The organism is Sphingomonas sp. BK481 (assembly GCF_014194875.1).
Lineage (GTDB): Bacteria > Pseudomonadota > Alphaproteobacteria > Sphingomonadales > Sphingomonadaceae > Sphingomonas > Sphingomonas aerolata.
This window is the reverse complement of record NZ_JACIAP010000004.1, coordinates 220,483-235,230: the sequence shown is the minus strand read 5'-3', so window position 1 is coordinate 235,230 and position 14,748 is coordinate 220,483. Positions and strand designations below refer to the sequence as shown.

At 68.5% G+C, this 14,748-nt stretch carries 12 protein-coding genes and 2 riboswitches; of the genes, 7 read left to right on the top strand and 5 right to left on the bottom strand.

Annotated features, from left to right (window positions below; all coding sequences use genetic code 11):
* The first annotated feature begins 37 nt into the window (after positions 1-37).
* From FHY04_RS10180 to FHY04_RS10165, 4 genes are all read left to right on the top strand, one after another.
* On the top strand, positions 38-331 hold the full coding sequence (locus FHY04_RS10180; protein WP_183936326.1) for an Hpt domain-containing protein: 294 nt from the start codon (positions 38-40) through the stop codon (positions 329-331).
* 80 nt (positions 332-411) lie between these two features.
* Complete coding sequence (locus FHY04_RS10175) at positions 412-1,593, top strand: hypothetical protein (RefSeq protein WP_183936325.1); 1,182 nt, start codon at positions 412-414, stop codon at positions 1,591-1,593.
* Between the two features lie 34 nt (positions 1,594-1,627).
* On the top strand, positions 1,628-2,758 hold the full coding sequence (locus tag FHY04_RS10170) for a DUF2336 domain-containing protein (protein ID WP_031394560.1): 1,131 nt from the start codon (positions 1,628-1,630) through the stop codon (positions 2,756-2,758).
* Positions 2,755-4,173: a sensor histidine kinase KdpD gene (locus FHY04_RS10165; protein ID WP_183936324.1), complete on the top strand. Its 1,419-nt coding sequence runs from the start codon at positions 2,755-2,757 to the stop codon at positions 4,171-4,173. The genes FHY04_RS10170 and FHY04_RS10165 overlap by 4 nt, the downstream gene beginning before the upstream one ends.
* Here FHY04_RS10165 and FHY04_RS10160 read toward each other — a convergent pair.
* Genes FHY04_RS10160 through gltX form a run of 3 tightly spaced genes read right to left on the bottom strand, consistent with a single transcriptional unit; the run spans position 4,129 to position 7,145 of the window.
* Positions 4,129-4,329 (bottom strand): hypothetical protein, encoded by a 201-nt coding sequence (locus FHY04_RS10160; RefSeq protein WP_183936459.1) that lies wholly within the window; start codon positions 4,327-4,329, stop codon positions 4,129-4,131. The two genes, FHY04_RS10165 and FHY04_RS10160, sit on opposite strands and share 45 nt — an antisense overlap.
* A 1-nt stretch (position 4,330) precedes the next feature.
* The gene (locus FHY04_RS10155; RefSeq protein ID WP_107929711.1) at positions 4,331-5,614 is read right to left on the bottom strand and encodes a citrate synthase; all 1,284 of its coding nucleotides are present in this window, start codon (positions 5,612-5,614) and stop codon (positions 4,331-4,333) included.
* 25 nt (positions 5,615-5,639) lie between these two features.
* Positions 5,640-7,145, bottom strand: a complete 1,506-nt coding sequence (gltX, locus tag FHY04_RS10150) for a glutamate--tRNA ligase (RefSeq protein WP_081877730.1) — start codon at positions 7,143-7,145, stop codon at positions 5,640-5,642.
* Positions 7,146-7,164: 19 nt separating this feature from the next.
* On the opposite strand from gltX, the gene FHY04_RS10145 reads away from it, so the two are divergent.
* Complete coding sequence (locus tag FHY04_RS10145) at positions 7,165-9,342, top strand: ComEC/Rec2 family competence protein (RefSeq protein WP_260171438.1); 2,178 nt, start codon at positions 7,165-7,167, stop codon at positions 9,340-9,342.
* A 190-nt stretch (positions 9,343-9,532) separates the two neighbouring features.
* Here FHY04_RS10145 and lexA read toward each other — a convergent pair whose 3' ends face one another.
* Complete coding sequence (gene lexA, locus FHY04_RS10140) at positions 9,533-10,264, bottom strand: transcriptional repressor LexA (RefSeq protein WP_183936323.1); 732 nt, start codon at positions 10,262-10,264, stop codon at positions 9,533-9,535.
* A 68-nt stretch (positions 10,265-10,332) separates the two neighbouring features.
* Positions 10,333-11,517, bottom strand: coding sequence for a gephyrin-like molybdotransferase Glp (glp, locus tag FHY04_RS10135; protein WP_183936322.1), 1,185 nt, complete (start codon positions 11,515-11,517; stop codon positions 10,333-10,335).
* Positions 11,518-11,754: 237 nt separating this feature from the next.
* A riboswitch (cobalamin riboswitch) is annotated at positions 11,755-11,968 on the top strand.
* A gap of 226 nt (positions 11,969-12,194) precedes the next feature.
* Between glp and FHY04_RS10130 the strand changes: the two genes are divergently transcribed.
* Together FHY04_RS10130 and cobW are read left to right on the top strand one after the other, a co-directional pair.
* Positions 12,195-13,184, top strand: a complete 990-nt coding sequence (locus FHY04_RS10130) for a HoxN/HupN/NixA family nickel/cobalt transporter (RefSeq protein WP_037530938.1) — start codon at positions 12,195-12,197, stop codon at positions 13,182-13,184.
* Between the two features lie 160 nt (positions 13,185-13,344).
* Positions 13,345-13,562, top strand: a riboswitch (cobalamin riboswitch).
* Positions 13,563-13,698: 136 nt separating this feature from the next.
* Positions 13,699-14,748: a cobalamin biosynthesis protein CobW gene (gene cobW / locus FHY04_RS10125; protein WP_183936321.1), complete on the top strand. Its 1,050-nt coding sequence runs from the start codon at positions 13,699-13,701 to the stop codon at positions 14,746-14,748.

Here is a 14,748-nt window from a genome sequence, read left to right as displayed (position 1 = left end):
ACCTCCCGTTAAGTCGGTCGCGTGTACGCCCCATCTCATGGCCTATGATCCCGGAGCAATCGACGCCGCCCTGGCAGCCGCGGTCGGGGACGATCCGCTGCTGATCGCCGACCTGCACCTCGCCTTCACCCACAGCGCGGCGGACGCGCTGGACGCTATGGTGGACGCATCCGACACCGAGGCGTGGCGCGCCGCGGCATGGCGGCTGAAGGGGCTGGCGGCGAGCTTTGGCGCAATGCCGCTGATGACGCTGGCGCGCGTGGCGGCCGACACCCTGCCCGGCGACGACGACATGCTGCGCCGGCTGCGCGACGCGGTCGAGCAGCTTTGATGCGCATGCAGGGCGTCGATCTGCACGCGCTTCCGACGCGCGGGCTTTGCATCCGCCGTTTCGACGCCTAACAGCCGCAGATGCTTGCCGGGCTTCTCTTTGCTATTCACGATGCCGACGATCGCCCCGATCGCCTGGCTGCCACTTTGCCGTTCAGCGGCGTCACGCTGATCGAGTATCAGGCGCGGTTGCTGATCGCAGCCGGCGTGCGTCAGGTGATCGTGGTCGTCGCGCGGCTGACGCCTGAGTTGCTGGGCGCGATCAACCGCATCAACCGCCGCGGCGTCGCGGTCGATACCGTCCGGACTGCGGCCGAGGCGATGGAGAAGCTCCATCCGCTGGCGCGCGTCTTGATGCTCGGCGACGGGCTGGTCACGACCGAGAGCATCGTCGCGGCGATGGCGAACGAGGGCGGCGATGCGCTGCTCGTCGTGCCGGAGGACGATGCCGGACCCGGGTTCGAGCGTGTCGGCGGCCAGATGGCATGGGCCGGGGTCGCCCGGCTGGAGCCCGCACGGATCGCCGAAGTCGCTGGCCTGCCCAATGATTACGACCTGCAATCGACGATGCTGCGGATCGCGGTGCAGGCGCGCGCGGTGCAGATCCTGTTGCCGACCGATGCAATTCGCAGCGGGCACGGCATCGAGCGCGAGGCGCGGACGCTGGAAGAACGCGGTCGTGCGGTGCTGGCGACGATCGTGTCGGGGCGCAGCGGCTGGTTCGACCGTTTCGTGCTCGCGCCGATCGCCAGGCTCGGCCTGCCGTTCCTGGTCGATAAGAGCGTTGCTGGCACGACCGTCGGCGCGACGTCGCTGGGTATCGCCGCAGCCGGGCTTGGCGCCATGCTGTTCGGCTGGCTGGCGACCGGACTGGTGCTTGCCAGCACGGCCTGTGTCGGTCTGGCGATCGGCTCGGTGCTGAGCGGGCTGCGCGACGATGAGTCGGTCGCGACGATGCAGACGCGCGGGATCGGCGTCGTCAGCGCGCTCGCCGTGCTATTGTTTGCCTTTCTGTGGGCGGGCTATTCGGCGGACAACAGCGCGCTGGTCATGGCGGCCGCACTGCTCGCGATCGCGGCGCTGGGGGAACGCGCGATCGTCGAGCGCGCGCGTCGCATGTGGTGGGGCAGTGCGCCGGCCTATCTGCTGATCGTCACGATCGTCGCGATCCTCGGATTTCCGCTGTTGGGCCTTGCGATCGCCGGACTGTACGCGACGGTCACGCTGGCTGCGGCAATCGAGCATCTTCGTCTTCAGCCTTAGTACCGCCTTAATAATAAGGGGGTAGGCACGGCGCATGTCGGTTGGCTCTGAACCCTTGCCTGATCCCGCGCTGTCACGGGCGAGTGCGATCGCGCGCGCCGCGCGTGCGCGTCAGCGGGCCGACGACCGGCTGGAAACCACAATCACCGACTTTTTCCTGACCGCCGATGCGCGGCTGGAGGAACGTACGAGGTTGATGCTGGCGCATGTCCTGCGCGGGATCATCGGGGCGATCGAGGCGGATATCCGCCGTCATGCCGCCCGCGTTCTCGCCGGGCTGGGGGAGACGACGCGGGCGGAGGCGATCCTGACGCAGGGCGGCGCCTTGCTGCGGCTGACGCGGTCGGGGGTGTTGCGCGATCGCGACCTGATGAAGGACCTGATCGCTCGCGTCCGGCACGACCTGATCGCAGACGCCCTTCCCGCCGCGATTGCCGGTCCCGAGGAGCCGAGCCTGTTGATCCGCCTGACGGGGGTGTCGGATACGACCGTCGCCACCGCGGCCGGCGCGCTGCTCGCGGCGGAAAGTCGGCGTCGTGCTGCCAATGAATCGGGAATGATCGCCGGAAGCGACGTGCCCGCCGACCTGCATCGCCGCCTCGTCTGGTGGGTTGCCGCAGCGGTGCGCGACGGGCTTGACGATGCCTTGAAGGACGCTGGCGAGATGGTCGCGATGCAGGGCCGCGGCCAGAGTGATCAGGCAATCACCGAAGCGGCGCTGCGCAGCCTTGCCGCGCATGATGACGCGGAGCGCCCCGAAGCGGTCGCGATCCGCCTCGCCGCGGCGATCGATGCCCGTCGCGACGAATTGCCGGCGCTGCTGGTCGAGGCGCTCGGCGACCGGCGTCTGACCCTGTTCGTCGCGGTGCTGGCGCATGCGATCGGGATCGATGCCGAACAGGTCCGGGTGATCGTACTCGATCCCGACGGAGAGCAACTGTGGCTGGCGCTGCGGGCGGCGGATCTCGACCGGGAGACGATCGCGCGGATCGGGCTGGCGCTGGCCGATGCCGATCCACGCCGTGATATCGAAAGTTTCGCCGACGCGCTCGACAGCATCGCGAGCGTCGCGGTCGACGATGCGCGCGCGGCGATCGCACCGCTGGCGATGCACCGCGAGTTTCGCGCTGCGTTGCGGGCGCTGGCCGGGGCAGACCGACGATGACGGGATATACGACAGGCGATACTGCGGTCGCACTGGCGGAAGTGGCAGGGGACGGCGTGTTGCTGTCGGCGGATCCGATCCTGCTTGCGCTCAACAGCCGCGCCGGGGGGGTGATCGGCGCGCCGATCGCGGTGCCGCAGCTCGCGATGATCGCCCGCCTGGCGCGCCGGCTGGGAATCGCGGTTTCGCGTAGCGTGGTGATCGCCGATGACGACGTCGATCTGGACCTCTGGGTCCGTGCGCAGCCCGAGGGCGATACGGTCGGCCTTGCGGTGAGTGGCTGGCGCGAACTCCAGCCGTGGCGTCCAGCGGCACCGAACCCCGGTGCAGGCGTCGATTTCCTGTCGAGTGGTGCCGACTGGCGCTGGGAAACCGACGCAGCACTTCGCCTGACATTCGTATCGCCCGACGCAGGGCCCCGCATGGGCGTCGACCCGCTCGCGTTGCTCGGCAAGCCGCTGACGAGCCTCGTCATGCTCGACAGCGGCGATGACGGCGCGCTGCCGATCCTCGACGCGGTCGCGCGCCGCCAGCCGCTCGACGCACAGCCCGCGCGGCTGCGAAGGTCGGGCCGCGCGATCATGCTGAGCGCCGTGGTCCGCCGTGATGCAGAACGCGCCTTTGCAGGGTTCATCGGCAGCGGGCAACTGATCGACGATCCCGCGGACGTACCATCGCCGCCCGCCAAGCCCCGGCAGGCGGGGGCGGACCAGCTGTCGCCGACCTTCACCGCCGGGCTCGACCGAGCGTTGCGGACACCGCTGGCGCGCATCGTCGCGAACGCCGACAGTATCCATGCGCAGACCGATGGTCTGGTGCAGCCCGATTATGCCGATTATGCCGCAGATATTGCCAATGCCGGCCGCCATCTGCTGGCGCTGGTCGACGATCTGGTCGATCTTCAGGCGGTCGAGCGGCCCGACTTCGCGCTGCTTCTCGAGACGATCGATATGGCCGATATTGCGCGGCGTGCGGCCGGGCTGCTGGCGGTGCGAGCGGGCAACGCGAATGTGACGATCACCCGCCCCGCCGCGGAAGCCCGCGTCGTCGCGCGCGGCGATTTCCGTCGCGTTTTGCAGATCCTGGTCAATCTGATCGGCAACGCGGTGCGCTATTCGCAGTCGGGTGGCGCGGTGCTGGTGACGGCGCATGCGGGGAGCGATCAGGTGACCGTCGTCGTCGCGGATACCGGCAAGGGCGTGGCGCCCGCGGATCATGCGCGGATATTCGAGAAGTTCGAGCGGGTCGACTCGTCCGAACCGGGCGGCAACGGCCTCGGTCTCTATATCGCGCGGCGGCTGGCACGCGCGATGGGCGGCGACCTGACGATCGACAGCGCGATCGGCGAGGGCGCGCGGTTCGTGTTGTCGTTACCGACACAGGCGGCGCGCAGCCAGGATCAGTACCAGGCCTAATACCGCGAGCGCGGCGCCGCGGTCTGCCCATGGCCGCTGATCGAGCATGAAGCTCGATCGCGGCCAATGGACATAGCCAAGCCCCTGGCCGATCCACAGGAACCCCATCAGCGCGCACAGCACGCCGATGACCATCAGGATCGGCCGGAGCTTCATCTCAGCGCGACGCCATCGGCGTATAGTCGCGCTGCGTCGGGCCGCTGTAGAGCTGGCGCGGACGGCCGATCTTCTGGTCGGGATCGGTGATCATCTCGTTCCACTGCGCGACCCAGCCGACGGTGCGGGCGAGTGCGAAGAGCACCGTGAACATTGAGGTCGGGAAGCCGATCGCCGAGAGGATGACGCCCGAATAGAAGTCGACGTTCGGGAACAGCTTCTTCTCGATGAAGTAGGGATCGCTCAGCGCCAGACGCTCGAGCTCGATCGCCACGTCGAACACGGGGTCGGTGACGCCCAGCTCGCCGAGCACTTCCTTGACGGTCGTCTGCATGACGGCCGCGCGCGGATCGTAGTTCTTGTAGACGCGGTGACCGAAGCCCATCAGGCGGAACGGATCGTTCTTGTCCTTCGCGCGGGCGATGAACTCGGGGATCCGGTCGACCGTGCCGATCTCGTGCAGCATGTTGAGCGCGGCTTCGTTCGCGCCGCCATGCGCGGGCCCCCACAGGCAGGCGATGCCGGCTGCGATGCACGCGAACGGGTTCGCACCCGACGAGCCGGCGAGACGGACGGTCGAGGTCGACGCGTTCTGCTCGTGATCGGCGTGGAGGATGAAGATGCGGTCCATCGCCTTTTCGACGATCGGGTTCACGACGTACTTCTCGGCCGGGACGGCGAACGTCATCTTCAGGAAGTTGCCGGTGTAGCTCAGCGTGTTGTCCGGATAGACGAACGGCTGGCCGACACTGTACTTGTACGCCATCGCGGCGATCGTCGGCATCTTGGCGATCAGGCGGTGCGACGCGATGACGCGCTGTGCCGGATCGTGGATGTCGGTCGAATCGTGATAGAAGGCCGACAGCGCGCCGACGACGCCGCACAGGATCGCCATCGGATGCGCGTCGCGACGGAAGCCACGGAAGAACTGTGCGAGCTGTTCATGCACCATCGTGTGGCGCGTGATCGTGTTCGAGAAGGTCGACAGCTCGTCTTCGCTCGGCAGTTCGCCGTTCAGCAGCAGATAGGCGACTTCCATGAAGTTCGACTGTTCGGCGAGCTCGCCGATCGTGTAGCCGCGGTGGAGCAGCGTGCCCGCATCGCCGTCGATATAGGTCAGCTTCGACTGGCACGAGGCGGTCGAGGTGAAGCCCGGATCATAGGTGAAATTGTCGGTCTGCGCGTACAGCTTGCGGATGTCGATGACATCGGGGCCGACCGTACCGGACATGACCGGATAATCGAATTCCTTGCCGTCGACCTTGAGGTTTGCGGTCTCGCTCATGCTTGTATCCTTCCTCGAAATCTTATCAGTCTGCCATCCGGTCGGCGATCCGACCGAGGCTCTCGTCACGCCCGAGCAGGTCGAGCACATCGAATATTCCCGGCGACGTCTTGCGACCGGTCAGCGCGGCGCGAAGGGGTTGTGCAACCTGCCCGAGCTTTAGGCTTCGCGCTTCGGCCACGCGCCGTACCGCGCCTTCGAGCGCTTCCGTATCCCACTTGTCGAGCGCGTCAAGTTCAGCATGCGCGTTCGTCAGAATCGCACTCGCTTCACCCTGCAAAAGGCTCGCTGCGGCGTCATCCATGGCCAAGGGGCGCTGGCTGAACAGGAAATTCGAACCTTCGGCGAGTTCGTTCAGGTTCGCTGCACGTGGCTTCAGGACAGGCATTGCGCGAGTCAGAAGGTCGAGTCCGCCATCGGGCAGGGCATGACCGAGACGATCGGCGGCGAGCTGGGCCAGACGCGCATCATCTGCCTCGCGGATATAGTGGCCGTTCAGATTCTCGAGCTTCTTCAGGTCGAAGCGCGAGGGTGACTTGCCGACGCCCGACAGGTCGAACCATTCGACCGCCTGTTCGCGGCTGATGATCTCGTCGTCACCGTGCCCCCAGCCGAGCCGCAGCAGGTAATTGTCGAACGCCTCGGGCAGGATGCCCATCTCGTCGCGATACGCCTCGATGCCGACGGCGCCGTGCCGCTTGGACAGCTTGGCACCATCGGGGCCGTGGATCAGCGGGATGTGCGCATAGATCGGATCGGGCCAGCCGCCCTCGATGGCGTCCATCGCGCGGTAGATCGGCAGCTGGCGGAACGCGTTGTTGAGGTGATCGTCACCGCGGATCACGTGCGTGACGCCCATGTCGTGATCGTCGACGACGACCGCGAGCATGTAGGTGGGCGTGCCATCGGAGCGGAGGAGGACGAGGTCGTCGATTTCCTCGTTGCGGACCGTCACCGATCCCTGGACGCGATCCTCGATCGTGACCGCGCCTTCCTGCGGCGCGCGCAGGCGGACGACATGGGGAAGATCGGGGGCCTCGCTTGCCGGACGGTCGCGCCACGGGCTGCGGATGCGAAGCGGCTTCTTGGCCGCCTGCGCCTCGGCACGCATCGCCGCGATCTCGTCATTGGTCATGTAGCAGCGATAGGCGTGGCCGGCCTCGACCATCTGGTGCGCGACGCGGGCGTGGCGATCGGCGCCGGCGAACTGCATGACGACGTCGCCGTCCCAGTCGATCCCCAGCCAGCGCATCCCGTCGATGATCGCGTCGATCGCCGGCTGGGTCGACCGCACGCGGTCGGTATCCTCGATACGCAGCAGGAATTTGCCGCCATTCGCCTTGGCGAACAGCCAGTTGAACAACGCCGTGCGCGCGCCGCCAAGATGCAGGAACCCCGTCGGCGACGGAGCGAAACGAGTAACCACGGGTGCGGCCGAAACGACGGCATCCGTATCAGATATTGCGCCCAACCGCGGGTGCTCCCAGACTGTAGAAACGATGGCCGGATCAGCCGTCGCCGCCTCTAGCATGCGTCCCCGGCGGCGACAAATGGGCGTGCCGCCCTGGATGGCGGAGCCCGGCCGGGCGATCGAACGCTGGCTGGAGGCAGAGCGCGACCAGCTCATAACCTGGTTGCCGGTCGGGCTTGGCGGCGGCATCGCGCTGTGGTTCGTGCTGCCCGATCCCGTGGCATGGGGCACCGCGATCCTTTTGCTGGCCGCTGGCGGTTTGGCCGGACTTGCGGTGGGGCGCGGCGGGCGTGCGGCGCGGATGCTCGCGATCGGCGCGATTGCGGCGGCGCTCGGCATCGGGCTGATCTGGGTGCGATCGGACCGCGTGGCGGCACCGGTGCTCGCGGGGCCGATTTTCGTGCAGCTGTCGGCGCGGGTCGAGACGATCGAACCGCTCGTCGCGCGTCGACTGGTGCGGTTGACGGTGCGGCCGGTCGGGCCGGGGCAGGACGCCGATGGCGCACCGGTTGCGTTGCCAGGCCGCGTCCGCATCAACCTGGCAGAGGCGGATGCGCCAGTGACGCTGGGGATCGGCGCGACGATAAGGCTGCGCGCTCGACTCATGCCGCCGCCCTTGCCCGCGGTACCCGGCGCCTATGACTTTGCGCGCGTCGCCTGGTTCAGCGGGATCGGCGCGACGGGGCGGGGCTTTTCTCCGGTCGAGGTGACGATGCCGGGCCGCGGCGGCGCTGGGGTCCGGGTGGCCTTGTCGCGGCATATCGTTGCGCAACTCGACGGGAGCGCGGGCGGGATCGCGGCGGCGCTGGCGACCGGCGACGTCGGCGCGATCAGCGACGCGGATGCGGAGGCGATGCGCCGCGCCGGGCTGGCGCACCTCCTGTCGGTGAGCGGCCTCCACATCACCGCCGCGGTCGCAGCTACGATGCTGATCGTGCTGCGGCTGCTGGCGCTCAGCCCGTGGCTCGCGCTGCACACGCGGCTGCCATTGATTGCCGCGCTTGCCGGTGCGGCGGCGGCGATCGGCTACACCGTGCTGACGGGCAGCCAGGTGCCGACGATCCGCTCGTGCATCGCGGCGTTGCTGGTGCTGGTCGCGCTGGCGATGGGGCGCGAGGCGATGACGTTGCGGCTGGTCGCGACGGGAGCGATCGCGGTGATGCTCGCGCTGCCCGAATCGCTCGCCGGGCCGAGCTTTCAATTGTCGTTTGCCGCGATCACCGCGATCATCGCGCTGCACGAGCATCCCGTCGTCCGTGCCACGTTCGCGCCGCATGACGAGGGCCGCGGCAGGCGCCTGTTGCGCGGCGCCGCGTCGCTGCTGCTGACCGGGCTCGTCGTCGAGACGGCGCTGATGCCGATCGCGGTCTATCATTTCCACAAGGCCGGGCTGTACGGCGCGGTCGCCAATATCGTCGCGATCCCGCTGACCACGTTCGTCGTGATGCCGTTCGAAGCGCTGGCGCTGCTGCTCGACACGATCGGGATTGGCGCGCCCGCCTGGTGGCTGGTGCAGCATGCGCTCGACGCGCTGCTGTGGCTCGCGCGCGGCGTGGCGCATGCACCGGGCGCGGTCCGCGCGCTGCCGGCGGTGCCCGACGGGGCGTTTGCCTTGATGGTCGGCGGCGGTGTGTGGATCGCGCTGTGGCGGACGCGGTGGCGACGGATCGGGATCCTGCCCTTGGCAGTCGGCGCGATCTGGGCGCTGATGACGCCGTCACCCGATATCCTTGTGACGGGCGATGGCCGTCACGTCGCGGTCCGGACCGCCGCCGGGCTCGCGCTGCTCCGCGATCAGGCGGGGGACTATGTCCGCGATACACTGGCGGAGAATGGCGGGGTCGACGGAGAACCGCTGTTGCTGGCGGATCAGCCCGACGCGCGGTGCAGCCGCGACCTGTGCTTGACGGATGTCGTCGCGCGGGGGCGGGCGTGGCGTGTGCTGGCGACGCGCAGCGTTTACCGGGTGCCGATCGCGGAGATGGTTGCCGCCTGCCGGCGCGCGGACATCGTCATCAGCGAGCGCGGGCTGCCGCGCGATTGTACGCCGCGATGGCTGAAGCTCGATCGATCGGTGCTCACGCGGACCGGGGGGATCGCCTTGACGCTGACCACAGGGCGGATGGTGACGGTGCTCAATCCGGGGGACCGGCACCCGTGGCGCGATCCTCCGACGGTGGCGCGGTCAACGCGACGGTTCGGGGCGGCGGGCGATCAGCATGGGGTCGCCGGACGTGCGGCGTCGGTCCGGTTTTAGGTGCCGGGTCGGGGGTGGTCAGGGCGATAGGTCGCGACTGGGAATGTCGGGTCATGATCCTGCGAAAGTGGGGCCTCCGATTGGGAGGGCCGCAATTCCGAAACGCGGACGATGGTGCCTGAGGCCGTTGGTCACGAACGCCACTGCCGGTTGCGTGGCGGTGATGACCGCCAGCGCTCCCCGGCATTTGTCAATCGTAGCGGCGCAGGATACCCGACAGCTTGCCCTGAACCCGGACCTGTGCGGGCGCATAACGCTGAGGGTCATAGGCACGGTTGGCCGGGTCGAGCCGGACCATCGCGCCTTCGCGGCGGAAATATTTGAGCGTCGCTTCGCTGTCCTCGATCAGCGCGACGACGATTTCGCCGTCGCGGGCGATCTCGGTACGGCGGATCAGCGCATAATCGCCGTCGAGGATGCCGGCTTCGACCATCGAGTCCCCCGAAACCTCCAGCGCATAATGCTCGCCGGTGCCGAGCAATGCGGCCGGAACGGCGAGCATCGAACTGCCTTCAAAGGCTTCGATCGGGACGCCGGCGGCGATCCGGCCGTGCAGCGGGATCTCGACGACGTCGTTCGCCGCGATGCGGGCGGGCGACGCGGGCGTGGCGCTGGCCGTGTCCGGCGCAGATACGGTGCTGGCCGATGCCTTAGCCTCCGACTTCGGCCCCGACTTCGCCGCAGTTTGTGCGATTGCCGCCTCCGGACGCTCGGGCATCCTTAGCACTTCGAGCGCGCGCGCCCGGTTGGGCAGGCGCCGGATGAAGTTGCGCTCCTCAAGCGCGCTGATCAGACGGTGCACGCCCGATTTCGATTTCAGGTCGAGCGCGTCCTTCATCTCCTCGAACGAGGGCGACACGCCCGTCTCGGCGAGGCGGTCATTGATGAAGCAGACAAGCTCGTGCTGCTTGCGCGTGAGCATAACGGTTCTCCGTCCGGAACAGACGAGGAACTTCTATGGAACACTTGCAGCTTCGTCAAGCGGTGACGTCACGCGATGACGAGGATTTCCGCCGAGTCGCCCGCCCTTGCCGCCGGCGCGTCGCCGTCGCGGACGATCAGGCAGGACGAGCGGGCGAGCGTCAGCAGCATCGAGCTGTCCTGGATGGTCGAGGCATAGGCGCGGCCGTCGCGCAGTTCGGCGCGCATATAGTCGGTCCGCGACTGGTTGGGCGGAAGATCCTCGCCGAGCAGCGCGTGCGTCGTCTGCGGCAGGGGATCGCGCGCGCCGAGCATGTGCGCGACGACGGGGCGGACGAAGAGGATGGCGGTGACGAAGGCGGAGACCGGGTTGCCCGGCAGGCCGAGCAGCATCATCCGCCCGAGCGCGCCCGCCATCATCGGCTTGCCCGGGCGCAGCGCGATCCGCCAGAAGTCGATCGTCCCGCCCGCCGCCTCGATCGCGGGGCGCACGAGGTCGTGATCGCCGACCGACGCCCCCCCCGTGGTCACGAGCAGATCGGCATCGACCCCGGCAAAGGCGTCACGCAGCGTGTCGAGCCGGTCGGGGAGAATTCCGAGATCGATAATGTCGACGGGCAGGTCGGCGAGCATCGCGGCGAGCATGATGCCGTTTGATTCCGGTAGCGGGACGGGGTCGCTGGTCGAGCCGGGCGGAACGAGCTCGTCCCCCGTCGCGGCGACCGCGACGCGCAGCCGGCGGCCGACCGACAGCGTGCCGTGTCCGCCGGTCGCAGCGACCGCGATGCGCGCGGGCGTCAGCCGGTCGCCGGCCGCGATCAGCCGGGTGCCGGTCGCGAAGTCGAGCCCCTTGCGGCGCGTGTTGCGTCCCTCGAAGGCGGGGCCTTCGCCGTCGAGCATCAGCCGGTCGCCGTCGCGCGCGGCTTCCTCCTGGACGAGCACCGTGTCGGCGCCTGCCGGCATCGCCGCGCCGGTGAAGATGCGCGTCGCCTGTCCCGCGTCGACTAAACCGGTGAAGGGGCGGCCGGCCGCGCTCTCGCCGATGACCGTCCACGGCCCGGGCAGATCGGCGTAGCGGATCGCATAGCCGTCCATCGCCGAGAGGTCGGTCGCGGGCTGGGTGCGGCGGGCGAGAATGTCCTCCGCCGCCCATCGACCCATCGCCGAGCGCAGCGGCACGGTTTCGGCCGGCACGCGCGAGGCCATGGCGAAGAGGCGGGACTGGGCTTCGGCGACGGGGACGAGAGGGCGCATGCGGGCTCCGTTCAGCGGGGCGATGAAGGTCTGCGCTGCTCGCACGAAAGCCGCGGGGCGGAAAGCGGGCAACGCCGCGACCGGCAGGACACCGGTCGGTTACGCGATCAACGTACGAGGTACGGCAGACGTTGCGGTGAAATGGGACGACATGCCCTGCGTTGCGCCGCACGCAAATCCTGTCGTCAGCGCGGGCAAAACGCGCTAGCCCTGTGGCGCAGGTCCGACGCAAGCCGGATCCGCACAGATCGCGTCGGTGCCCCTCGGGGCTTGAATGGGAATGCGGTGCGGGGTTTGCCCCAAGACCGCAGCTGTCCCTGCAACTGTAAGCGGCGAGCGACACGCACGCGCCCCCTGCAACGGGGGCAGCCACTGGGCCGATGGCCTGGGAAGGTGTGCGTCGAGCCTTGACCCGCGAGCCAGGAGACCTGCCGGCGTCTGGTCGCTCTTGTCCCGGCCCAGGGGGTGGCCGAGGCACGGTGAACGCCGTCTGAGCGACGACCATGCGGCGGGGGCCGCATCGGCGACGCATGCCGGCCGCTCAGGGCGTCCGGTCGGCGCGCGTCCCGGTCGTTCGCGGCAGGCCCCCGTCCTCGTCGGACGCCGGGGATGTACCAATGACCAAGATTATGACCGGGCGGACCGCCGGTCGTTCGACGCGACACCGGATCGGCTGGATGTTCGCGATGCTGGTTGCGGCCAACATCGCCGCCTGGGGATGGGCGTTCGCGCTGTTCCAGGCGCAACCGCTGATGCTGGGTACCGCGATGCTCGCCTGGGGGCTGGGGCTGCGCCACGCGGTCGATGCGGATCATATCGCGGCGATCGACAATGTGACGCGCAAGCTGATGCAGGACGGGCAGCGGCCGATCGGGGTCGGCTTCTGGTTCGCGGTCGGCCATTCGGGGATCGTCCTGATCGCCGCGGTCGCGATCGCGCTGACCGCGAGTGCGCTGGCGCAGTTCGAGGCGTTCAAGCAGGCGGGCGGGGTGATCGCGACACTGATCTCCGCGCTGTTCCTGTTCACGATCGCGGCGATGAACCTGATCATCCTGCGATCGGTGTGGCGGACCTTCGGCCATGTCCGCGGCGGGGGGCGCTATGTCGAGGAGGATCTCGACCTGCTGCTCGGCAATCGCGGGCTGCTCGCGCGGCTGTTCCGGCCGATGTTCCGGCTGGTCACGCGCAGCTGGCACATGGCGCCGCTCGGGTTCCTGTTCGGGCTGGGGTTCGACACCGCGACCGAAGTCGCGATCCTCGGCCTGTCTGCAAGCCAGGCGGCGGACGGGCTGTCGATCGGCACGGTGCTGGTGCTGCCGGTGCTGTTCGCGACGGGCATGGCACTAGTCGACAGTGCCGACGGGGTGGTGATGCTCGGCGCGTATGAATGGGCGTTCGTGAAGCCGATCCGCAAGCTCTATTACAACATCACGATCACGCTGATCTCGGCGATCGTCGCGATCGCGATCGGCGGGATCGAGACGCTCGCGCTGCTGGCGTCGAAGCTCGGCCTGAGCGGGGGCGTGTGGGACGTTGCTTCGGCGCTGGGCGAGAATTTCAACGGGCTGGGCTTTGCGATCATCGCGCTGTTCGTGGCGTGCTGGGTGCTGAGTTTCGCGATCTACCGGTGGAAGCGGTTCGACGAGATCGAGGTGGTGCGGGGGTAACGAGCAGCGTCGTCATCCCCGGCTCGACCCGGCGCCCAGAGCCAATCACCGGATCATGCGTGGCCCTGGATCCTGACTTTCGTCAGAATGACGGAGGTCAGGTGCATTGGCACAGTCACGAAACTCCTCTAAACCCAACCCCGAGGTTTGGTTTTACCGAACCTCAACAGATCGCGCCGGTGCCCTTCGGGGCTTGAATGGGAATGCGGTGCGGGAGCTTTGCCTCCCAATGCCGCGGCTGTCCCTGCAACTGTAAGCGGTGAGCGAGACGCACAGGCCCCCGATGCGGGGGCAGCCACTGGGTCACGGGACCTGGGAAGGCGTGCATCGAGCTTCGACCCGCGAGCCAGGAGACCTGCCAGCGTCATGGTCGCTCTTGCCTTGATCCAGGGGATGGTCGCGGCACGGTACTCCGTCTGAGCGACGAACGCGTGCGGCCGTCAGGTCGTGCGCGCGTGTGGCTGCGGGCGTGCGTCCGTCCGTGGCTGTCGTTCCGACGCCCGGAGAGTATCGCATGACCGACCCCCAGCCGAGCCTGGCCAAGATTCCCGTCACCATCGTCACCGGGTTCCTCGGCGCGGGCAAGACCACGCTGATCAGCCACCTGATCCGGAATGCCGGTGGCCGGCGGCTCGCGGTGATCGTCAACGAATTCGGCACGCTCGGCATCGACGGCGACATATTGAAGGGCTGCGCGATCCCCGATTGCCCGGCCGAGAATGTCGTCGAGCTCGCCAATGGCTGCATCTGCTGCACCGTCGCGGACGATTTCATCCCGACCGTCGAGACTTTGCTCGCGCTCGACCCGCGGCCCGACCATATCCTGATCGAGACGTCGGGGCTCGCTTTGCCCAAGCCGTTGCTCAAGGCGTTCGACTGGCCCGCGATCCGGTCGCGGATCACGGTCGACGGGGTGATCGCGCTGGCCGATGCGGAAGCGGTCGCCGCGGGACGGTTCGCGCCCGATCTCGCCGCGATCGAGGCGCAGCGCAGCGCCGATCCGAGCGTCGATCACGAGACGCCGCTTGCCGAGGTGTTCGAGGACCAGCTCGCCTGTGCGGATCTGGTACTGCTGACCAAGGCGGATCTGGCGGGCGAGGCGGGGGTCACCGCGGCGCGCGCGGTGATCGCGGCGGAGTCCGCGCGCGTGCTGCCGGTGATCGCGCTGACCGACGGGGTGATCGATCCGCGCGTCGTGCTGGGGCTGAACGCGGCTGCGGAGGACGACATCGCGGCGCGGCCGTCGCATCATGATGGCGCTGACGATCACGAGCATGACGATTTCGACAGCATGATCGTCGAACTCGGCGAGATCGCGGACCCGGCGGCGCTCGCCGCGCGGATCGAGACGCTGGCGCGCGACGCGGACATCCTGCGCGTGAAGGGCTATGCCGCGGTGACGGGCAAGCCGATGCGGCTGCTGGTGCAGGCGGTCGGGGCGCGGGTGCGGACGCAATATGACCGGCCGTGGCGCGCCGACGAGGCGCGGCAGACGCGGCTGGTGGTGATCGCCGAGCATGACCGGATCGACCCTGCAAGGATCCGGGCCGCGCTTCAGGGCTGA

What these genes read in the sequence shown, in the direction of transcription:
- gltX (WP_081877730.1), bottom strand. Translation starts at nt 7,145, where the DNA reads ATGCTAGAGGCGGCGACGGCTGATCCGGCCATCGTTTCTACAGTCTGG.
- glp (WP_183936322.1), bottom strand. Translation starts at nt 11,517, where the DNA reads ATGCGCCCTCTCGTCCCCGTCGCCGAAGCCCAGTCCCGCCTCTTCGCC.
- FHY04_RS10145 (WP_260171438.1), top strand. Translation starts at nt 7,165, where the DNA reads ATGGGCGTGCCGCCCTGGATGGCGGAGCCCGGCCGGGCGATCGAACGC.
- FHY04_RS10180 (WP_183936326.1), top strand. Translation starts at nt 38, where the DNA reads ATGGCCTATGATCCCGGAGCAATCGACGCCGCCCTGGCAGCCGCGGTC.
- FHY04_RS10160 (WP_183936459.1), bottom strand. Translation starts at nt 4,329, where the DNA reads ATGAAGCTCCGGCCGATCCTGATGGTCATCGGCGTGCTGTGCGCGCTG.
- FHY04_RS10175 (WP_183936325.1), top strand. Translation starts at nt 412, where the DNA reads ATGCTTGCCGGGCTTCTCTTTGCTATTCACGATGCCGACGATCGCCCC.
- cobW (WP_183936321.1), top strand. Translation starts at nt 13,699, where the DNA reads ATGACCGACCCCCAGCCGAGCCTGGCCAAGATTCCCGTCACCATCGTC.
- FHY04_RS10165 (WP_183936324.1), top strand. Translation starts at nt 2,755, where the DNA reads ATGACGGGATATACGACAGGCGATACTGCGGTCGCACTGGCGGAAGTG.
- lexA (WP_183936323.1), bottom strand. Translation starts at nt 10,264, where the DNA reads ATGCTCACGCGCAAGCAGCACGAGCTTGTCTGCTTCATCAATGACCGC.
- FHY04_RS10130 (WP_037530938.1), top strand. Translation starts at nt 12,195, where the DNA reads ATGTTCGCGATGCTGGTTGCGGCCAACATCGCCGCCTGGGGATGGGCG.
- FHY04_RS10170 (WP_031394560.1), top strand. Translation starts at nt 1,628, where the DNA reads ATGTCGGTTGGCTCTGAACCCTTGCCTGATCCCGCGCTGTCACGGGCG.
- FHY04_RS10155 (WP_107929711.1), bottom strand. Translation starts at nt 5,614, where the DNA reads ATGAGCGAGACCGCAAACCTCAAGGTCGACGGCAAGGAATTCGATTAT.